Consider the following 19454-nt stretch of genomic DNA (forward strand, 5'->3'; position numbering starts at 1 on the left):
TTTTCGGTCCCTGGGTCGGATTTGGTGTGCCGGTTTTCTGCTTTTAATAGGTGGGGTATACAAACATATTTACCGCCACTGTTCGGCCCCGTGCCGGGCTGACGCCGGCCCCACTAAAAGCAGCGTGCGCGTTCTGTTCCCGGCTGAAGCCGGTCCTACCAAAAGCATCGTGTGCTTTCTGGCCTGTTCCCGACTGAAGTTGGTCCTACCGACCGCGCACGACCTGTGGGACCGGCTTCAGCCGGGAAGCTTTTGATTTGGGTGCTTCGGGGATCACAGCTCATCCCTGCCGCCAATACCCCGGCCGGTTGTACACCTCTTTCAGAAACGCGATAAAAAACCGCACTTTCGCCGGCAGGTAATGCTGCTGCGGGTACACGCCCTGGATGTCGTAGCTGGGCAAGGCGAATTCGTCCAGCACGGTGACCAGCGCGCCGCTTTCAACCTCGTTCTGAATCTCCCACGTCGAGCGCCAGCTCAGGCCCAGCCCGCGCTTGGCCCAGTCGTACAACAGCTCGCCATCGTTGCAATACATATTGCCCACGACCTTGATCGCCACCGGCTTGCCCTCGCGCTGAAACGTCCAGCCGCGATGCTGCCCGCCCTGCAGGTTGAACGACAGGCAATTGTGCTGCGCCAGATCCTCAAGCACCTGGGGAAACCCATGCTCGGCGAAATACGCCGGCGAGCCACAGACCACGCGTTTGTTGGCGTACAGCTTGATGGCGACGTAGTTCGGGTCCAGCACTTCGCCGATGCGGATGCTCATGTCATAACCCTCACGCACCAGGTCCACCACGTTGTCAGTGAGGTTGAATGACAGCTGCAAATCCGGGAACCGCGCCTGAAATTCCGGCGCATGGGGCGCGACGTGCTGACGACCAAACCCCGCCGGCGCCGAAACCACCAGATGCCCGCGCACGCTGCTTTCGTTCTCGCTGATGCTGGCGTCCAATTCTTCGAACGACTGCAGCACCAGCTTGGCGTTTTCCAGATAGGACTCGCCGGCATCGGTCAGGGTCAGGCCCCGCGTCGAGCGATGAATCAGCTTTACGCCCAGGCGATCCTCCAGCGCGCTCAGGCGCCGGCCCATGATCACCGGCGTCACCCCCTCCACCAGCGCCGCGGCGGCAAAACTGCCACGGGTGGCCACCAGGACGTAGCTGCGCAATTCCTTATAGCGATCCATTCGATACTCCAGATACCGATAGAACGGATAAAAACAGCCATTCACAAAACATCGGATTCAAATCAGGCTGTTTACGTACAAAAACTATCGAGTTCAGGAGACTAACAAATGACCGTCATGAGAGCCATCGAAGCCGCCGTTCTGGTGATGCGTCGCGAAGGCGTCGACACCGCCTTCGGTATTCCGGGCGCCGCGATCAACCCGCTGTACGCCGCCTTCAAGAAACTCGGCGGTATTGACCACGTGCTGGCGCGCCACGTCGAAGGCGCCTCGCACATGGCCGAGGGTTATACCCGCGCCATCGCCGGCAATATCGGCGTGTGCATCGGCACCTCGGGCCCGGCCGGCACCGACATGATCACCGGTCTGTACTCAGCCTCTGCCGACTCGATTCCGATTCTGTGCATCACCGGCCAGGCGCCGCGCGCACGGATGCACAAGGAAGACTTCCAGGCCGTGGACATCGCCAGCATCGCAGCGCCGGTGGCCAAGTGGGCGACCACGGTCATGGAGCCGGGCCAGGTGCCGTATGTGTTCCAGAAGGCCTTTCAGTTGATGCGCAGCGGCCGGCCCGGCCCGGTGTTGATCGACCTGCCGTTCGACGTGCAGATGGCCGAGATCGAATTCGACATCGACGCCTACGAACCGCTGCCGGTGGTCAAGCCCCAGGCCAGCCGCAAGCAGATTGAAAAAGCCCTGGCGATGCTCAACGCCTCCGAGCGTCCGCTGATCGTGGCCGGCGGCGGCATCATCAACGCCGATGCGTCGGACGCGCTGGTGGAGTTCGCCGAGCTGACCGGCATTCCGGTGATCCCGACGCTGATGGGCTGGGGCACGATCCCGGACGATCACCCGCAAATGGCCGGCATGGTCGGGCTGCAGACCTCTCACCGCTACGGCAACGCGACGATGCTGGAGTCCGATCTGGTGCTCGGCATCGGCAACCGCTGGGCCAACCGCCACACCGGCACCGTGTCGGTGTACAGCGAAGGGCGCACGTTCATCCACGTCGACATCGAACCGACGCAGATCGGCCGCGTGCTGACGCCCGATCTGGGCATCGTTTCCGACGCCGGCGCAGCCTTGGCGATGTTCATCGAAGTGGCGCGCGAGTGGCACACCGCCGGCAAGCTGAAGAACCGCAGTGAATGGCTTGCGAGCTGCCAGGAACGCAAGCGCACGCTGCAGCGCAAGACCCATTACGAGAACATCCCGGTCAAGCCGCAGCGGGTGTACGAGGAGATGAATCAGTACTTCGGCAAGGACACTTGCTACATCAGCACCATCGGTCTGTCGCAGATTGCCGGGGCGCAATTCCTCCACGTCTACAGGCCGCGGCACTGGATCAACTGCGGTCAGGCCGGGCCGCTGGGCTGGACCATTCCGGCGGCGCTGGGCGTGGTCAAGGCCGACCCAAGCCGCCAGGTGGTTGCGCTGTCCGGCGATTACGACTTCCAGTTCATGATCGAAGAACTGGCCGTCGGTGCGCAGTTCAAGCTGCCGTACATCCACGTGGTGGTGAACAACTCCTACCTCGGGCTTATCCGTCAGGCCCAGCGCAACTTCGACATCGATTACTGCGTGCAGCTGGCGTTCGACAACATCAATGCGCCTGAGCTGGAAGGCTATGGCGTCGATCACGTCGCGGTTGCGGAAGGCCTCGGCTGCAAGGCAATCCGCGTCCTTGACCCGGCGCACCTGCAGGCCGCCTTCGCCGAAGCGTCGAGCCTGATGCAGCAGTACCGCGTGCCGGTGGTGGTGGAGATCATTCTCGAGCGCGTCACCAACATTGCGATAGGCACCGAGATCAACGCCATCAATGAATTCGAGTCCCTGGCCGAGAGCCGCGCCGACGCCCCCACCGCCATCAGCCTGCTGGACTGATCGCGCTCGGCTACTCCAGACAAGCACTCCAAACAACAACTCCAAACAAGCACTCCCAACACGAACCCGGAACACGAACAAGGAGTACGTCATGCCCCGTTTATGCGCCAATCTGTCGATGCTGTTCACCGAACTGGAATTTCTGCAGCGTTTCGAAGCCGCCGCCGACGCCGGGTTCAGCGGCGTGGAGTACCTGTTTCCCTATGACTTCAGCTCTGCCCAGATCAAAGCCGAGCTGGACCGCAACCGGCTGACCCAAGTGCTGTTCAACCTGCCAGCGGGCGACTGGGCCAAGGGCGAACGCGGCATCGCCTGCCATCCTGATCGGATCGAGGAGTTCTATGCTGGCGTCGATCTGGCCATCGCCTATGCCAAGGTCCTCGGCAACACCCAGATCAACTGCCTGGCGGGTATCAAGCCCCAGGGTTTCGACGACGGGCTAATCGAAAAGACCTTCGTCGACAACCTCAAATACGCCGCCGATCGCCTGCAAGCCCAGGGCATCGATCTGGTCATGGAAATGATCAACACCCTGGACATTCCGGGGTTCTACCTGAACACCACCGCCCAGGCGCTGGCGATTCGCGAGAAGGTCGGCAGCCGCAATCTGTCGCTGCAATACGACATCTACCACATGCAAATCATGGAAGGCGACCTGGCCCACACCCTTGAAAACCACCTGACGGCGATCCGTCACGTGCAACTGGCGGACAACCCGGGGCGCCACGAACCGGGCACTGGCGAGATCAACTACGGCTTTCTGTTCAAGCACTTGGACCGGCTGGGTTATCGCGGCTGGATCGGCTGTGAATACAAGCCGCTGACCACGACCGAAGCCGGGCTTGGATGGCTCAAGACCCATAATTTGATCTGAGGTCAGCGGCAAGTTTCAAGCCTCAAGCTTCAAGCATTGCCAGCCGGACGAACGCAGTCAGGCTTCTAGCTTGCGGCTTGAAGCTGGCCGCTCGCCGCTTGCTCCCCAACAACAACCAGAGGCATCTTCTATGGCTAACATCGGTTTTATCGGCACCGGCATCATGGGCCTGCCCATGGCAGAAAACCTGCAGAAAGCAGGTCATCAATTGATTCTTTCCCGGCATTTCATTGCCCCGCCCGCGTCATTGGTGGACGGCGGCGCGACGGTGCTGGCCAACCCGCGGGAGGTGGCGCAAGAGGCTGAATTCATCATCGTGATGCTCCCAGACACCCCGCAGGTCAACGACGTGCTGTTTGGCGAAAACGGTCTGAGCGAAGGCACAGGTTCCGGCAAAGTCGTCATCGACATGAGTTCGATCTCTCCGTCGGCGACCAAAGCGTTCGCCGAGAAAATCAACGCCACCGGGGCGCAGTACCTGGACGCGCCGGTGTCGGGCGGTGAAGTCGGCGCCAAAGCGGCCACGCTGAGCATCATGGTCGGCGGCGAGCAGGCGACGTTCGAGCGCGCCCTGCCCCTGTTTCAGACCATGGGCAAGAACATCACCCTGGTCGGTGGCAACGGAGACGGCCAGACCGCCAAAGTGGCTAACCAGATCATCGTCGCGCTGAACATTCAGGCCGTGGCCGAAGCCCTGTTGTTTGCGTCGAAAAACGGCGCTGATCCGGCCAAGGTGCGCGAAGCATTGATGGGCGGGTTTGCTTCGTCGAAGATTCTTGAGGTGCATGGCGAACGGATGATCAAAGGGACGTTCAACCCGGGCTTCAGGATCGCGCTGCATCAGAAGGATCTGAACCTGGCCCTGGAAGGCGCGCGGGAGTTGGGCCTGAACCTGCCCAATACGGCCAACGCCCAGCAAGTGTTCAGCACCTGCGCGGCGTTGGGCGGGAGTGGCTGGGATCACTCGGGGCTGATCAAGGGGCTGGAACACATGGCGAATTTTTCGATTCGTGGGGATCACAGGCCTGACTGACTGGCATTGAGAGGTGTGTCGTCCATACCGGCCCCTTCCCGGCTGAAGCCGGTCCCACTAAAAGCAGCGGCATGCACTGTGTGGGACCGGCTTTAGCCGGGAAGAGCCCGGCACTGCTGATACATATCCCGGCCAGTGACAAAAGCAAAAAAGCCAGGCTTCCTTTCGGACAGCCTGGCTTTCTTATGCAGCGGGGATTCACATCACCCGCCTCCCGATCAGAAAATATTGATCGGATAATCGGCAATCAAACGAAATTCCTTCACGTCGCCGTCAGGCTGATCGCCGTTGGCGGTGTGCCAGGCCTGACGCATGCGCAGGGACAAATCCTTCGCCGGCCCGGACTGCACGACATACTTCGCCTCGAGGTTGGTTTCGTGATGGTCGCCGTCATCGCCATAACCGGTGTAAGTGCTGTTCGACGGAATATGGGATCCATCGATGTCGTCACCGTGGATATAACGGACCATGAAACTCAGCCCCGGCGCGCCGTAACTCGCCATGTTCAGGTCATACCGCGCCTGCCAGGACTTTTCCCCCGGACCGTTGAAGTCGGAATACTGAACCGAGTTCGCGAGAAGTATCGAGTCGCCGGTGTCGCCCGCACCGTTATTACCGAAGGCCACATAATCGAACGGCGTGTCGCCATGCACTTTCTGGTAGGCCAGGGTCACGGTATGAGCGGTCAGGAATGAATAGGCCGCCGCCAGCGACCAGGTCGTGTTGCTGATATCGCCCGCCTTGGCGGCACCGCTGTCGTTGGTGCGGTAGATATTGAAATCGAAGTTCAACGACTGCTGATCAGAGATCGGCACGGTGTAGTTGGCATTGCCGTAGTACTGATGCCAGACATCCTTGAGGTCCGAGCCGTAAAGGCTGACCGACAGATTATCGGTGAGCGCGTATTTACCGCCGGCGTAGTCAATGCTGCTGGCTTCGACGTTGGCATACGCCGCCCAGATACCGTGATCATTGTTGGTGGTGATCGGGCCGTTGCTGCCGGTGAAGTGGCCGCCGTCGAGTTCCAGGTTGGCGATGTCGCTGCTCAGCACGTTGAAACCGGTCGCGGTTTGCGGGAACAGGCGCGAGCCACCTGCGGCAAACACCGGCGCCTGGGGCTGCAGGTTGCCGTAGCGCAATTCAGTCTTCGAGATGCGCATCTTCAGCGCGCCGCCGGCCGTGCCGTATTCATCCTGGGGATTGCCATGGCTGTCCACCGGCAGGTTGCCAGTGCCGGTGGTCCCGCCACCGCCATCCAGTTTCAGGCCCCAGTAACCGTAGGCATCAACGCCAAAACCCACGGTGCCCTGGGTAAAGCCGGAACTGAAATTACCCAGCACGCCCTGGGTCCAGTCCTTGCTGTCGTCCTTGCCGTTTTTATTGTCCCGGTTGAAATAGTAGTTCTTCAGGTGAACGGTCAGACTGCTGTCGTCGACGAAGCCCTTGGCCTCCGATTGATCACTGACAACTGCTGCCGTTGCCAATTGACTGAAGCCCAGCGAAACCGCCAGCGTCATCAGATTCCATTTCACGAAAGTCATTGTTATCCCCTGTCTCGATTAAGGCCCAGCGCGTGCGCCCCCGATGCAGGGCACTGTTTAAAGTTCACACGACGATTCAGCGCTGAAGCGGGCGTTGCGGCAGATGGAAGCGAAACACACATGCCAGTGACTGGACGGCTGTTCCAGCCAATGGAGCACATTGATTATTGTTGATGCGCGTTCAGGCCAGGTTATACCACGCACTTGAAGGCCGAAATTCTTGTAGCACTATCCGACCGGCAGGATTCCCAACGAGTCTTGATAGTCACTATCAACCTTCGTAATAGTCGAAAACTTTGAACGGGTGTTACCGTCGTCGGCGATGAAGAACACGACTCCATTGCCGGATGACTCCGCAGCGTCAGGCAATCGAATCATGCTCCGCTTCATCATTCCTTTGGTAAGACTTTTAGCCACCTCACGTCAGTGCGGTGGCTTTTTTTATGCCCGGGTTCTGCCAGACGTTCGCGGCACTTTCACGAACACCCAACGGCGGAAAAATTCCCTCTAAAGGGACCAACGGACTCTATTGCTTTAATAGTTAAAATATTTCGGCACCGCTCTGGAAACTCCGATATAAAGCGCACCAAGTAATAGCGTTCTAATATCACGAACGCCTTCATTTCAGGTGCACGTCATGTTCAAAGATCTTTCGATTGCCAAGCGCCTGGGACTGGGCTTCGGGCTTGTCCTCGCGCTGATGATTCTCGTCACGCTGGTGGGCGTCAACCGGGTTCATCTGATGGAATCCGCCCTGACCGACGTCAGTGAGGACGCCACCGTCAAACAGCGCTACGCGATCAACTTCCGCGGCAGCGTGCATGACCGCGCCATTGCCCTGCGCGATGTTGTGCTGGTGCGCACTGACGCAGGCCTCGCCACCCACTTGCGTGACATCGAGCGCCTGGACGGTCTTTATCAAGCCTCGGCCGCGCCCATGGACCGCATCTACCAGACCAAGGGTGCGTCGCCCCGTGAGCAGGAGCTGCTGGCCAACATCAAGACGGCCGAACGCACTGCACTGAGCGCCACCGATAAACTGCTGAAGCTGCGTCAGCAAGGCGAGATCGACCAGGCCCAGACGCTGCTGATGGAGCAAGTGTCCGGCGCCTACAAAGACTGGCTCGCCCGCATCAACGCACTGATTGACCTCGAAGAAGCGTCCATTGGCGGGCACATCACTTCGGTCCGAGCCACGGCCTCGCAATTCGCTTCGCTGATGCTGCTGGCTACCGGCATCGCCGTGGTGCTGGGCATCATCGCCTCGCTGCTGATCATCCGCAGCCTCAAGTCGACCCTCGGCGCCGAACCCCACCAGGTCGCGGCTTCGATCCGTCGTCTGGCGGCCGGCGAACTGACCGACAATATTGAAACGTCCTACCCCAACAGCGTAATGGGTGCGCTCAAGGCGACCAACCTGCACCTGTCGGCCACCATCACCGAAGTACGCTCTGCCGCCGCAGCGTTGACCCACTCCTCCGCGCAGTTGCTGTCCAGTTCCGACAGCAACAGCGAGCAGATGCGCCTGCAGGCCAGCGAAACCCAACAGATGGCGACGGCGATCAATCAGATGGCCACCACTGTAAAAGAAGTCGCCGGCTACGCTAATCAGGCCGCCAATGCCACCCAGAACGCCGACCAGGAAGTCGAGAACGGCAAGCGCGTGGTCGAAGGCACCGCCCAGGCGATGGACCAACTGGCGCGCAAGCTGGAAAGCGCCGCTGACTCGGTGGGGCAAGTGTCCAGCGACAGCCGCGCCATCGAAAACGTGGTGGCGGTGATTAACTCCATCGCTGAACGCACCAACCTGCTGGCGCTCAACGCCGCCATCGAGGCCGCCCGCGCCGGTGAAGCGGGCCGCGGTTTCGCCGTGGTCGCCGACGAGGTTCGTTCTCTGGCCAATCGCACTCAGGAATCAACCCAGGAAATCCGCGACATGGTCGGGCAGTTGCAAACGGGTGCGGTGAAGACCGCCGACCTGATGCGCGAAAGCCGCGAAATGGCCCAGCGCACCGTCGAGCAGACCCACGAAGCGCAAACCGCGCTGGTGAAGATCCGCCACGAAGTCGGCGCGCTCAACGACATGAACGCGCAGATCGCCAGCGCCGCCGCGCAGCAACGGGCGGTGGCCGATGACGTCAGCGTCAACATCAACCGCATCCACGATTCCGCACTGGAAACTGCGGTCGGCTCCAATCAGGTCGCCCGCTCCAGCCGCGAGCTGTCGACCCTTGCCGACGTGCTCACCGACCGCGTGAGCTTCTTCAAGGTCTGAGCCTGCAAGGCTGCGTCGTTCAGGCGACGCAGCCATTTACGCCATCACCCCGCCACCCTGGTTTCCTCTTTAAAGACGTCTTGATTCCGACGCCGCCGCCGGCTTAATCGCTGGAGTCCTTCTGCACTTTCTGGTCTAGTAGCGATCCGATCATCGCGAGTCGACTGCCGTCGATTCCATCATCCATTCGCTGCAACTGCCGCCCTAGCAAAGGTCCCGCCGATGTCTGCCCACCGTTTCAAGCACGCCCTCTCCTGCCTGTCCCTGCTGGCCTGTCTGACCTCCACTGCCGCCTTCGCCCACGCCCATCTTGAAAGCCAGCAGCCGGCTGCCGACAGTGAAGTGAGCGCACCCAAAGAGCTGCGCCTGATCTTCTCCGAGGGCGTCGAAGACACCTTCACCAAAGTCGTGATCAGCCTGGACGCGCCCGATACACCGACTGAAATCATCCAGACGCGCAACGTCGAAACCGATCCCAACGACAAGAAAGTCCTGATCGTGACCCCGGCCGTGCCGATGGTCCCGGGCAAATACAAGGTGGAATGGCACGCCGTGTCGGTGGACACCCACAAGAGCGAAGGCACCTATCGCTTTCAGGTGACGCCATAACCCCATGCACGAAGGACTGATCCTGTGCCGGTTCATCCACTTCGGCGCAGTGCTGTTGCTGTTCGGGATCGGCGCGTTCCGGTGGCTGTTATTTATCCCGCATCTGCTGCCTTTTGAGGCCAGCCCGGCGGGACCTCCGCTGAGTCGACTGCTCGGCTGGCTTGCCGTTGTGGCCTTGGCGAGCGCAGTGGCCTGGCTGATGCTGACGGCTGCTTACCTGAGCAGTGACTGGAGCAGCGCGATTGATCCGTCTACTGTCGGACTGGTGCTGGGCAATACCTGGTTCGGTCACGTGTGGATCGTCCATCTGTTGTTGAACGCGCTGGTTGTCATCCTCAATCACCGGGCGAAGCCGAGGGTCATGCTGGTCCTCAATACCCTGTTGCTGATGACGCTGGCGCCAGTCGGTCACGGCGCGATGTTTGACGGGCTGAAAGGCCAGTTGTTGATCCTCAACCAGATGCTGCACCTGCTCGGCGTCGGCACCTGGCTCGGCGGGTTATGGATGCTGGCCTGGCTGCTGAGGGCTGATCATGGCGTCGATCTAGCGGCGGTGTTGCGCCGTTTCAGTGGCATCGGTTACGGGCTGGTGGCGGTGATCATCGCCACGGGCCTCATCAACGTTCGTGCGCTCAGCGGCGGGTTCTGGCCTGAACCTGGGTTTGCCGGGTTTGGCCTGGTGCTGGCGGTCAAAGTCGTGATGGTGCTGGGTATGCTGGTGCTGGCGGCGCTGAACCGGCAACTGGCCCACTCGGTCGATCTGCCGGTGGCGCGCCTGCGGCTGAGCGTGTTTCTGGAATGCCTGCTAGGTGCAGGTGCGCTGGCCGCGGTGTCGTTGCTCGGCACCTTGCCGCCGATGCTGGGCTGATTTGAATGCGAGGCCCTGCGTACAAGAGTTTGAACGCAAGACTCGGAGTGTCGTCCTCCATCGCAGCGCCTAACGTACAGGCCAGTGAACCGTCAGAGAGCCGCCGCCAATGAGCCGCCAGCCGCGTAATCCATCACCCGAAAGCGTCGAGTTCGATCCGCGCTGGAGCGCCGTGCTGTCCCGGGACGCCAGCGCCGACGGGCTGTTTGTCTACGGGGTACGCACCACCGGCGTCTACTGCCGTCCGAGCAGCAGCGCACGCTTGCCACGCCCGGAAAACGTGGTGTTCTTTGACACTGCCACCGAGGCCGAGGCCGCCGGCTTTCGCCCGAGCAAACGCGCCGCCGCCGACCGCACCGGTCTGGCCGAGCGGCATGCTGCCGTGGTCGCCGGCGCCTGTCGACTGATCGCCGACGCGGAGTTGCTGCCGACCCTCGCCGAGCTGGCCGTCCACGCCGGCATGAGCCCCTGGCATTTCCACCGCGTGTTCAAAGCCGTCACCGGCCTGACACCCAAGGGCTACGCCAATGCCCACCGCGCCGACAAGGTGCGCAGCAAACTGACGGACAGCGGGCGCATCACCGACGCCCTCTACGACGCCGGTTTCAATTCCAACAGCCGCTTTTACGAAGCCAGTGCCGGACTGCTGGGCATGAGCCCCACCGACTACCGCAAGGGCGGCGCCGCGCTGGAGATTCGTTTCGCCGTCGGCGAGTGCTTTCTCGGTGCGATTCTGGTGGCCCGGAGTGCGCGCGGCGTGTGCGCCATTCTGCTGGGCGATGACCCCAATCGATTGGTGCAAGACTTGCAGGATCAGTTTCACAGCGCCACGCTGATCGGCGGCGATGCCGACTTCGAGCGGCTCATGGCTGAGGTGGTGGGGTTTATCGAGGCGCCGAAGCTGGGCCTGAACCTGCCACTGGATTTGCAGGGCACGGCGTTTCAGCAGCGGGTGTGGCAGGCCCTGACGCAGATACCGCCGGGCACGACCGCCAGTTACGCACAAATCGCCCGGCAAATCGGTGCGCCGACCGCCAGTCGTGCGGTTGCCCTGGCCTGCGGGGCAAACCGCATTGCCGTGGCGATTCCCTGTCACCGCGTGGTGCGCAGCGATGGCGCGTTGTCGGGTTATCGTTGGGGTGTCGAGCGCAAGCGCGCGCTTCTTGATCGCGAGGGTCGAGCAGCGGAGCAAACATCCGGTCCGGCAGTGAACGTGGCAAAGACTCGCTAGAAGCTTCCCGGCTGAAGCCGGTCCTACAAAAGAAGCCGAGCACGCAAAAAGCCCCGAGCATGCAAACGCCGGTAACAGCTTCTCGCTTGAGAAACCCTCACAGCGGCGTAAGGTCCCTTCACCGGATCTCACAAGGAGCATGGACGTGCCTTCGACTCTTCAAGCAGCGATAACCGACACCGCCCCCTCATTCTGGTTGATCGCCGACCAGCTCAACGCGCGCAACGAAACCGAACGGCTGGACTACATCCGCTCGGGCTTCCCGCCCGGCTGGGTCAAGGTGCTGCGCAATGCCTTTCGCCTCAGCAACAGCCAGCTCGAAGCCTTATTGGCAACCTCGGTCTCCACCCTGGAGCGCCGCCAGCGTCAGCAACGGCCGCTGGACATCGTCGGCTCCGAACGCCTTGACCGGGTCGCCGCCCTCGCCACCCACGCCGCCGAACTCTTCGAAGACCAGAACACCGCCCGCCGCTGGATGATCGCGTCCAACCGCGCGCTCAACGGGCAGACGCCCATTGCCCTGTGCGAAACCGAGATCGGCGCGCGCCAGGCACGTCGGGTGCTCAGCGCCTTGCAGCACGGCGGGGTCGTCTGATGCAGGCCTGGAGGATCAGCAAGGCAAATGCCGCGAACGATCTGTCCGGCACGGGCGCCGCGCAATTCGGCGGGCGCTGGAATCATGCCGACCAGCCTGCGGTATACCTGGCGCTGAGCGCGTCAGGCTGCGCGCTGGACACCCTCGTCCAGTGCGCGAGCCTGCCGCAGCCGGGTTTCCAGCTGGTTCACCTGCAGTTGCCGGATGACCCGGCACTGTACTGGCAGCCTGCCCTCGCCCAACTGCCGCCCGGCTGGGAGGTCACGCCGGCAGACCGGCCCAGCATGGATTTCGGCAGCGCCTGGCTGGAGCGGCGTGAGCAACTGGGTTTGATCGTGCCCTCCGCAATCATCACCCACACGCGCAACCTGCTGCTCAACCCCCGTCACCCGGCCATGGCGCAGGTCAGGGTGCTCGACGTGCGCCCGTTCGCCTGCGGCTGATCAGCGCTGGGTGTCGACCACGATTCTGCCGCGCACCTGCCCGTCCATGAGCAGCTGCGCGGTTTCAACCACTTCACTCAAACCGATCTCCCGGCTGATCAACGGCAGCAGCGAGACATCGAGATCCCGGGCCAGACGCGCCCAGGCGTCGACGCGGTCCTGGCGCGGGCGCATCACACTGTCGATACCGGCCAGGGTCACGCCGCGCAAAATGAACGGCGCCACCGATGCCGGAAAGTCCATGCCCTGGGCCAGTCCGCAGGTCGCCACCGTGCCCCAATACCGTGTGCTGGCGCAGATATTGGCGAGCGTGTGACTGCCCACTGAATCAATTGCCCCGGCCCAGCGCTCTTTGGCCAATGGGCGGCCGGGCTCGGCAAGGGTCGCGCGGTCGATGATTTCAGCGGCGCCGAGGGACGTCAGGTATTCGCTCTCGCTCACGCGGCCGGTGGAGGCTACGACGCGATAACCGAGCTTGGCCAGCAACGCGATGGCGAAACTGCCGACACCGCCGTTGGCCCCGGTCACCAGCACCTCGCCCTTGTCCGGCGTCCCGCCGTTTTTCTCCAGTGCCATGATCGCCAGCATCGCGGTGTAGCCCGCCGTGCCGATGGCCATGGCCTGCGCCGGTGTAAAGGCGCTCGGCAGCGGGATCAGCCATTTGCCTTGCAGCCGCGCCTTCTGTGCCAAGCCACCCCAATGGCCTTCCCCCACGCCCCAGCCGTTCAGCAACACCTGATCGCCGGGTTTGAAGTCCGGGTCGCTGCTGTCCTCGACGGTGCCGGCCAGATCCACGCCGGGCACCATCGGGAACTGCCGCACGATCGGCCCTTTGCCGGTGATCGCCAAACCGTCCTTGTAATTCAGCGTGCTGTGGCTGACGCGCACCGTGACGTCGCCCTCGGGCAAGTGACTGTCATCGATGTCTGCCAGCTCGGCGCGGTAGCCGTTGTCGTCTTTGTTGATCAGGATGCCTTTGAACATTGACCCTCTCCTATTTAGACCGCTCGTCTATAACCAAACCTGAAAACATCAGCGCGGCAAGCCGCGCAGAAATCCGATGATGAAGGTGTTGAGCGGCTGCTCGTTCTGCACCAGTCGAGCCCGCAGCACGGCGCCCTCCCAGCCGATCCAGAAATATGCTGCCAGCTCTGAACAATCGGTGCGCGCCGGCAGTTCGCCTGCGGCAATCGCCGCCTTGAAGCACACCGTCAGGCGCGCCTGCCAATCGAGGAAAACCTTTTCCAGCGCCTCGCGGAAACCCGCTGGCAGCACGCTCACTTCCTGACCCATGTTGCCGACAAGACAGCCGCGGCGGAACTCATAGCGGGCGATGTTGACCTTTGACTCCTGAACAAACCCGGCCAGCCGCTCCAGCGGCGACAGGGTTTTATCCAGCAGCCAGCGATCAAGGCGTCGGGCAAAGTAGCCGGCGTAGCTGTCGAGCACCGCGAGGCCGAACACCTCTTTGCTGGCGAAGTAGTGGTAGAAAGAGCCTTTGGGCACGCCGACGCGCTTGAGGATGCCGTCGATGCCTGTGGCCATGAAGCCCTGCTCGGTCAGTATTTCAACGCCGCAACGGATCAGCGCTTCGCGGGTGTCGAAGTCATCGGGGCGCGCCACTTTGGGTGGACGGCCGGGGCGTCTGGGTTTTGCAATGATGTCGTTCATGGGGTTGCATATTAGACCGAGCGTCTATTAAATCAACCGCAACGTTTCAAGTGCTGCTTTTTAACAGCCTTTTCGCTATGGAGACTCTGCCGATGATCGCCTGGCCCGACACCCGCCTGCTCAAACTGCTGGACATCGAACTGCCCATTCTCCAAGCACCCATGGCCGGTGCGTCCGGCTCGGCGATGGCCGTCGCGGTCGGCAAAGCCGGTGGCCTGCCCTCGCTGCCCTGCGCCATGCTCACCCGGGCGCAGATTCGCGAAGAAGTGGCGCGAATACGCGCGGGCACCCATGCGCCGCTGAACCTGAATTTCTTCTGCCACTCGACTCCGCCCGCCGATCCGCAGGCGGATGCAGACTGGAAAAACCTGCTCAAGCCCTATTACGACGAACTGGGTGCAGAATTCGACGCTCCCACCCCCACCTCCAACCGCGCGCCGTTCGACGAGGCCTCTTGCGCACTTGTCGAGGAACTGAAGCCTCAAGTGGTCAGCTTCCATTTCGGTCTCCCCGAGGCTGCGCTGCTGGCGCGGGTGAAGGCGACTGGCGCGAAGGTGTTGTCATCTGCAACGACGGTTGAAGAAGCGGTGTGGCTAGAAGCGCGGGGCTGCGATGCGATCATCGCCATGGGCTACGAAGCCGGCGGTCACCGCGGGATGTTCCTCAGCGATCAGCTTCACACCCAGGTCGGAACCATGGCGCTGGTGCCGCAGATTGTCGATGCTGTGAGGATTCCGGTCATTGCCGCCGGTGGCATTGCCGACAGTCGCGGGATCGCCGCCGCGTTCATGCTCGGCGCGTCAGCGGTTCAGATCGGCACCGCGTATCTGTTTACCCCGGAAGCCAAAACCTCGGCGCTGCATCAGGCGGCACTGAGCCGAGCGCAGGATAGCCAGACCGCCATTACCAACATTTTCACCGGTCGCCCGGCTCGGGGCATCGTCAACCGCATCATGGGTGACATCGGGCCCATGGCCGATGCCGCGCCGGCCTTCCCCACGGCCGGCGGCGCATTGATGCCGCTGCGCAGCAAGGCCGAAGCCCGGGGCGACGACGGTTTCATGAACCTCTGGGCGGGTCAGGCGGTGGGCATCAAGCACTCGCTGTCGGCGGAAGAACTCACCCGGACGATGGCCATCGGCGCCCTGGAGCGGCTGGCCGGGCGGTAAACCGGGGCCTTAAGCCGCCGATTTAAAACGCAGCGCGGCAAGATCCGGCTTCCGCGCAGGGAAGACTCGCTATATATTTCGCTGCATAGCGTTTGACCGGTGTCCGGTTGGCGTTCTTCCTCACCCCCGTTTACCACACCCCGTTCGCCACCCCGGAGCCGTTCCATGCGCGCAGTTTCACACCGCTTCACCCTCACCTCACTGGCCATCGCCTTCGTCGCGCTGTCGTCGGGTACAGCGTTTGCCGATGAAGTCCAGGTGGCCGTCGCGGCCAATTTCACAGCGCCGATCCAGGCCATCGCCACGGATTTCGAAAAGGATACGGGCCATAAACTCGTGGCTTCGTTCGGCGCCACCGGCCAGTTCTATACCCAGATCAAAAATGGCGCGCCGTTCGAAGTGTTCCTCGCCGCAGATGACAGCACCCCGGCAAAACTGGAGAGCGAAAACGAGACGGTAAAAGGCTCGCGCTTCACCTACGCGGTGGGCACCCTGGCGCTGTGGTCGGCCAAAGACGGCTACGTCGACGACAAAGGCCAAGTGCTCAAGGACGGCAAATTCCAGCACTTGTCCATTGCCAACCCGAAAGCCGCACCGTATGGCCTCGCCGCCACCCAGACCCTGGACAAACTGGGCCTGACCGAGGCGACCAAAAGCAAGATCGTCGAAGGCCAGAGCATCGCCCAGGCCTATCAGTTCGTGCAAACCGGCAACGCCGAGCTGGGTTTCGTCGCCCTCTCCCAAGTGTTCAAGGACGGCAAGCTGACCGGCGGCTCGGCGTGGATCGTTCCGGCCAACCTCCATGAACCCATCAAGCAGGACGCCGTCATCCTCAACAAGGGCAAAGACAACGCCGCCGCCAAGGCGCTGATGGAATACCTCAAGGGTCCACAGGCCGCCGCGATCATCAAGTCCTACGGGTATCAGCTGTAAATGCTGCTGGGCAGTGCCGACCTCGCGGCCATCTGGCTGACGCTGAAACTGGCGTCCCTGACCACCGTGGTTCTGCTGATCGTCGGCACGCCCATCGCGCTGTGGCTGTCGCGCACCCGCTCATGGCTGAAAGGCCCAATCGGCGCGGTGGTCGCCCTGCCGCTGGTGTTGCCGCCCACGGTGATCGGCTTTTATCTGCTGCTGTTGCTCGGGCCGAACGGCGCGATCGGGCAGCTGACCCAGAGCCTTGGGCTTGGCACGCTGACGTTCAGTTTTAGCGGGTTGGTGATCGGCTCGGTGCTGTATTCCCTGCCGTTCGTGGTGCAGCCCTTGCAGAACGCCTTCGCCGCCATCGGCCCGCGCCCCCTTGAAGTGGCGGCCACGTTGCGCGCAGGCCCCTGGGACACGTTCTTCTCGGTGATTCTGCCGCTGGCACGCCCCGGCTTCATTACCGGCGCGATTCTGGGTTTCGCCCATACCGTCGGTGAGTTTGGCGTGGTGCTGATGATCGGTGGCAACATCCCGGAGAAAACCCGGGTCGTGTCCACGCAAATCTACAACCACGTCGAATCCATGGAATACGCCCAGGCCCATTGGCTGGCCGGGGCGATGCTGGTGTTTTCCTTTGTGGTGCTGCTGGCGCTGTACTCCAGCGGCAAGGCCCGTTCGGCGTGGAGCGGCGCATGAGTGCGAACATTGAAGTGCGCCTCAAAGTGGATTACGCCGAGTTCGCCCTGGACGTCGACCTGACCCTGCCCGGTCGTGGCGTCACGGCGCTCTACGGCCATTCCGGTTCTGGCAAAACCACGTGCCTGCGTTGCATCGCCGGGCTGGAAAAGGCGGCCGACGGGTACATACGCGTCAACGGCGAGGTCTGGCAGGACAGTGCAAGCAACGTTTTTCTTCCCCCACACAAACGCCCCCTGGGCTACGTGTTCCAGGAAGCCAGCCTGTTTCCGCACCTCGACGTCGAGGGCAATCTGCGCTTCGGGCTCAAGCGCATCCCCGAGCGCGACAGGCGTATCACGCTGCAACAGGCGACCTCGCTGCTGGGCATTGATCATCTGCTCAGCCGCGCGCCCGATAAGCTGTCCGGCGGCGAGCGTCAGCGGGTCGGCATCGCCCGCGCGCTGCTGACCAGCCCGCGCCTGCTGCTGATGGACGAACCCCTGGCGGCGCTGGATGCGCAACGCAAGAGCGAAATCCTGCCGTACCTCGAACGTCTGCATGACGAGCTGGATATTCCGGTGATCTACGTGAGTCACGCGCAGGATGAAGTGGCTCGACTGGCCGATCATCTGGTGCTGCTCAGCGACGGCAAAGCGCTGGCCAGCGGGCCCATCGGCGAGACCCTGGCGCGGTTGGATCTGCCACTGGCGATGGGCGACGACGCGGGCGTGGTCATCGCAGGCAGCGTGCTGGCCTATGACGCTGCGTATCAGCTCATCACCGTTCAACTGCCGCGTAGCCAACTGAGCATCCGCGTCGCCCACTCTGCATTGCTGCCCGGCAAGCCGCTGCGCCTTAAAGTGCAGGCGCGGGACGTGAGCCTGAGCCTGCAACCCGATGCTCAAAGCAGCATCCTCAATCGCCTGCCGGTCACGGTCATCGAAGAGATCGCGGCTGACAACACCGCCCATGTGCTGGTCCGCCTGGATGCCGACGGCTCGCCGCTGCTGGCGCGGATCACCCGCTATTCCAGGGATCAGCTGCAATTGGCACCCGGTCAACGGCTGTGGGCGCAGATCAAGTCGGTGGCGCTGCTGGCCTAGGCCCGATCCATCGCACTCATCAAAACGCAATTATTCGGCACGACTGCGCAGCGCCACGGTCAATGCAAAAAGACCCCGCGTTCAGGACTGCCTTTCATGCCGGACACAATCCACAGCGAAGACCTGCCCAAAGATCTGCACTACGTCGACGACAGCCAGCCCGGATTCAGCCGCAAGATCCTGCGCGGCAAGTTTGCCTATTTCGACACCGACGGCGAACGCATCCGCGACGAGGACGAGATCAAGCGCATCAACGCGCTGGTCATCCCGCCGGCGTACACCGACGTGTGGATCTGCGCCGATCGTCAGGGCCATCTGCAAGCCACCGGCCGCGACGCCCGCGGGCGCAAGCAGTACCGCTATCACCCGCGCTGGCGCGAGATCCGCGACGAGAACAAATACTCGCGTATGATCGCCTTCGGCCAGGCGCTGCCCAAGGTGCGCAAGCAGTTGGAAACGCAACTGGCCAAACCCGGCATGGGCCGCGAGAAGGTCATGGCGGCGGTGTTGTCGCTGCTGGACCAGACACTGATCCGAATCGGCAACAGCCAGTACGCGCGGGACAACCGCTCCTACGGGCTGACCACGCTGCGCAACAAACATGTCGACGTGAAGGGCAGCAAGATCTACTTCGAGTTTCGCGGCAAGAGCGGCGTCGAGCACCGGCTCAGCGTTACTGACAGACGCCTGGCGAACATCATCAAGCGCTGCATGGAATTGCCCGGCCAGAACCTCTTCCAGTATCTGGACGACGACGGCCAGCGGCACACCGTTTCCTCCCACGATATCAACCAGTACTTGCACACACTGACCGGCGCCGATTTCACCGCCAAGGATTACCGCACCTGGGCCGGCAGCGCGATGGCGCTGGCGACCCTGCGCAAGCTGCACTGGGAGCCGGAAGCGGACGCGAAGAAACACGTCGTGTCCATGGTCAAGGAAGTCGCGCGATTGCTGGGCAACACCCCGGCGGTCTGCCGCAAGTGCTACATCCACCCGGCGGTGCTGGAAGCCTTCGCCATGGGCGAACTGGCCAAGCTGCCGCGCATCCGCCAGCGCAAGGGCCTGCGTCTGGAAGAAGTGGCGCTGGCCGGTTTCCTCCAGGGGCTGCAGGCCGCCGAAGTCATTCGTGAAGCATCCGAAGAACTGACAGGAGAAACAGCATGACCAATCACGACGCTCACATCCCGGGTGAAAAACTCAATGACCCGGACGCGCGCCCTGCCGACGTGGCCGATGACCGCGACCGCACCGACGACGTGCGTGAAGACGAGCCGCTGACCGGCGGCGACCACGATGACGCCGGGCACACCCCCAAGGTGCCCCTCGCCGAGTAAACCCGTTCTTGTATTTCAGGATTCAAAGGC

Annotated in this window: 19 protein-coding genes; 15 read left to right on the forward strand and 4 right to left on the reverse strand. The window is 62.3% G+C overall.

What is annotated here, in order from left to right:
- Positions 1-280 precede the first annotated feature (280 nt).
- Entirely contained in the window at positions 281-1189 is a 909-nt protein-coding gene (locus QWI20_RS23425) for a LysR substrate-binding domain-containing protein (protein WP_369307442.1), read from the reverse strand.
- Positions 1190-1297: 108 nt separating this feature from the next.
- Between QWI20_RS23425 and gcl the strand changes: the two genes are divergently transcribed.
- The 3 genes from gcl (at position 1298) to QWI20_RS23440 (ending at position 4980) form a co-directional block, all read left to right on the forward strand.
- Positions 1298-3073 (forward strand): glyoxylate carboligase, encoded by a 1776-nt coding sequence (gcl, locus tag QWI20_RS23430; RefSeq protein WP_369307443.1) that lies wholly within the window; start codon positions 1298-1300, stop codon positions 3071-3073.
- Between the two features lie 91 nt (positions 3074-3164).
- On the forward strand, positions 3165-3947 hold the full coding sequence (hyi, locus tag QWI20_RS23435; RefSeq protein WP_369307444.1) for a hydroxypyruvate isomerase: 783 nt from the start codon (positions 3165-3167) through the stop codon (positions 3945-3947).
- Positions 3948-4077: 130 nt separating this feature from the next.
- Positions 4078-4980, forward strand: a complete 903-nt coding sequence (locus tag QWI20_RS23440; RefSeq protein WP_369307445.1) for a 2-hydroxy-3-oxopropionate reductase — start codon at positions 4078-4080, stop codon at positions 4978-4980.
- Positions 4981-5198: 218 nt separating this feature from the next.
- Here the strand turns inward: QWI20_RS23440 and QWI20_RS23445 are convergent, their stop codons facing one another.
- Complete coding sequence (locus tag QWI20_RS23445; protein ID WP_369307446.1) at positions 5199-6521, reverse strand: OprD family porin; 1323 nt, start codon at positions 6519-6521, stop codon at positions 5199-5201.
- Between the two features lie 637 nt (positions 6522-7158).
- Here QWI20_RS23445 and QWI20_RS23450 point away from each other — a divergent pair.
- The 6 genes from QWI20_RS23450 to QWI20_RS23475 all read left to right on the forward strand — a co-directional run bounded on the left by QWI20_RS23450 (position 7159) and on the right by QWI20_RS23475 (position 12542).
- Positions 7159-8796: a methyl-accepting chemotaxis protein gene (locus QWI20_RS23450; RefSeq protein WP_369307447.1), complete on the forward strand. Its 1638-nt coding sequence runs from the start codon at positions 7159-7161 to the stop codon at positions 8794-8796.
- Positions 8797-9018: 222 nt separating this feature from the next.
- Positions 9019-9405 (forward strand): copper homeostasis periplasmic binding protein CopC, encoded by a 387-nt coding sequence (gene copC, locus QWI20_RS23455; RefSeq protein ID WP_192173942.1) that lies wholly within the window; start codon positions 9019-9021, stop codon positions 9403-9405.
- Positions 9406-9409: 4 nt separating this feature from the next.
- Positions 9410-10273, forward strand: a complete 864-nt coding sequence (copD, locus tag QWI20_RS23460) for a copper homeostasis membrane protein CopD (RefSeq protein WP_369307448.1) — start codon at positions 9410-9412, stop codon at positions 10271-10273.
- Between the two features lie 109 nt (positions 10274-10382).
- Positions 10383-11504, forward strand: coding sequence for a bifunctional DNA-binding transcriptional regulator/O6-methylguanine-DNA methyltransferase Ada (ada, locus tag QWI20_RS23465; RefSeq protein WP_369307449.1), 1122 nt, complete (start codon positions 10383-10385; stop codon positions 11502-11504).
- Positions 11505-11649: 145 nt separating this feature from the next.
- Positions 11650-12099: an antitoxin Xre/MbcA/ParS toxin-binding domain-containing protein gene (locus QWI20_RS23470; RefSeq protein WP_282372338.1), complete on the forward strand. Its 450-nt coding sequence runs from the start codon at positions 11650-11652 to the stop codon at positions 12097-12099.
- A complete protein-coding gene (locus QWI20_RS23475; protein WP_369307450.1) occupies positions 12099-12542 on the forward strand; it encodes an RES family NAD+ phosphorylase in 444 nt (147 codons plus the stop codon). Before QWI20_RS23470 ends, QWI20_RS23475 begins: the two co-directional genes overlap by 1 nt.
- On the opposite strand, the gene QWI20_RS23480 is transcribed toward QWI20_RS23475, so the two are convergent.
- Positions 12543-13526 (reverse strand): MDR family oxidoreductase, encoded by a 984-nt coding sequence (locus QWI20_RS23480; protein WP_369307451.1) that lies wholly within the window; start codon positions 13524-13526, stop codon positions 12543-12545.
- 48 nt (positions 13527-13574) lie between these two features.
- Entirely contained in the window at positions 13575-14213 is a 639-nt protein-coding gene (locus tag QWI20_RS23485) for a TetR/AcrR family transcriptional regulator (RefSeq protein ID WP_369307452.1), read from the reverse strand.
- Between the two features lie 92 nt (positions 14214-14305).
- Here QWI20_RS23485 and QWI20_RS23490 point away from each other — a divergent pair, with 92 nt between their 5' ends.
- From QWI20_RS23490 to QWI20_RS23515, 6 genes are all read left to right on the forward strand, one after another.
- Positions 14306-15382, forward strand: coding sequence for an NAD(P)H-dependent flavin oxidoreductase (locus QWI20_RS23490; RefSeq protein ID WP_369307453.1), 1077 nt, complete (start codon positions 14306-14308; stop codon positions 15380-15382).
- Between the two features lie 165 nt (positions 15383-15547).
- A complete protein-coding gene (gene modA / locus QWI20_RS23495) occupies positions 15548-16315 on the forward strand; it encodes a molybdate ABC transporter substrate-binding protein (protein ID WP_369307454.1) in 768 nt (255 codons plus the stop codon).
- Complete coding sequence (gene modB, locus QWI20_RS23500; protein ID WP_369307455.1) at positions 16316-17002, forward strand: molybdate ABC transporter permease subunit; 687 nt, start codon at positions 16316-16318, stop codon at positions 17000-17002. It begins immediately after the preceding gene.
- Positions 16999-18087 (forward strand): molybdenum ABC transporter ATP-binding protein, encoded by a 1089-nt coding sequence (modC, locus tag QWI20_RS23505; protein WP_369307456.1) that lies wholly within the window; start codon positions 16999-17001, stop codon positions 18085-18087. The genes modB and modC overlap by 4 nt, the downstream gene beginning before the upstream one ends.
- A gap of 96 nt (positions 18088-18183) precedes the next feature.
- On the forward strand, positions 18184-19254 hold the full coding sequence (locus QWI20_RS23510) for a DNA topoisomerase IB (RefSeq protein WP_369307457.1): 1071 nt from the start codon (positions 18184-18186) through the stop codon (positions 19252-19254).
- On the forward strand, positions 19251-19424 hold the full coding sequence (locus tag QWI20_RS23515) for a hypothetical protein (protein ID WP_282372349.1): 174 nt from the start codon (positions 19251-19253) through the stop codon (positions 19422-19424). The genes QWI20_RS23510 and QWI20_RS23515 overlap by 4 nt, the downstream gene beginning before the upstream one ends.
- Positions 19425-19454: the final 30 nt, after the last annotated feature.

Source organism: Pseudomonas sp. W2-17, from assembly GCF_041060445.1.
GTDB lineage: Bacteria > Pseudomonadota > Gammaproteobacteria > Pseudomonadales > Pseudomonadaceae > Aquipseudomonas.

Bases quoted from the DNA above. Each gene is read 5' to 3' on its own strand.
- QWI20_RS23425 (WP_369307442.1), bottom strand. From the start codon at position 1,189: ATGGATCGCTATAAGGAATTGCGCAGCTACGTCCTGGTGGCCACCCGT.
- gcl (WP_369307443.1), top strand. From the start codon at position 1,298: ATGACCGTCATGAGAGCCATCGAAGCCGCCGTTCTGGTGATGCGTCGC.
- hyi (WP_369307444.1), top strand. From the start codon at position 3,165: ATGCCCCGTTTATGCGCCAATCTGTCGATGCTGTTCACCGAACTGGAA.
- QWI20_RS23440 (WP_369307445.1), top strand. From the start codon at position 4,078: ATGGCTAACATCGGTTTTATCGGCACCGGCATCATGGGCCTGCCCATG.
- QWI20_RS23445 (WP_369307446.1), bottom strand. From the start codon at position 6,521: ATGACTTTCGTGAAATGGAATCTGATGACGCTGGCGGTTTCGCTGGGC.
- QWI20_RS23450 (WP_369307447.1), top strand. From the start codon at position 7,159: ATGTTCAAAGATCTTTCGATTGCCAAGCGCCTGGGACTGGGCTTCGGG.
- copC (WP_192173942.1), top strand. From the start codon at position 9,019: ATGTCTGCCCACCGTTTCAAGCACGCCCTCTCCTGCCTGTCCCTGCTG.
- copD (WP_369307448.1), top strand. From the start codon at position 9,410: ATGCACGAAGGACTGATCCTGTGCCGGTTCATCCACTTCGGCGCAGTG.
- ada (WP_369307449.1), top strand. From the start codon at position 10,383: ATGAGCCGCCAGCCGCGTAATCCATCACCCGAAAGCGTCGAGTTCGAT.
- QWI20_RS23475 (WP_369307450.1), top strand. From the start codon at position 12,099: ATGCAGGCCTGGAGGATCAGCAAGGCAAATGCCGCGAACGATCTGTCC.
- QWI20_RS23480 (WP_369307451.1), bottom strand. From the start codon at position 13,526: ATGTTCAAAGGCATCCTGATCAACAAAGACGACAACGGCTACCGCGCC.
- QWI20_RS23485 (WP_369307452.1), bottom strand. From the start codon at position 14,213: ATGAACGACATCATTGCAAAACCCAGACGCCCCGGCCGTCCACCCAAA.
- QWI20_RS23490 (WP_369307453.1), top strand. From the start codon at position 14,306: ATGATCGCCTGGCCCGACACCCGCCTGCTCAAACTGCTGGACATCGAA.
- modA (WP_369307454.1), top strand. From the start codon at position 15,548: ATGCGCGCAGTTTCACACCGCTTCACCCTCACCTCACTGGCCATCGCC.
- modB (WP_369307455.1), top strand. From the start codon at position 16,316: ATGCTGCTGGGCAGTGCCGACCTCGCGGCCATCTGGCTGACGCTGAAA.
- modC (WP_369307456.1), top strand. From the start codon at position 16,999: ATGAGTGCGAACATTGAAGTGCGCCTCAAAGTGGATTACGCCGAGTTC.
- QWI20_RS23510 (WP_369307457.1), top strand. From the start codon at position 18,184: ATGCCGGACACAATCCACAGCGAAGACCTGCCCAAAGATCTGCACTAC.
- QWI20_RS23515 (WP_282372349.1), top strand. From the start codon at position 19,251: ATGACCAATCACGACGCTCACATCCCGGGTGAAAAACTCAATGACCCG.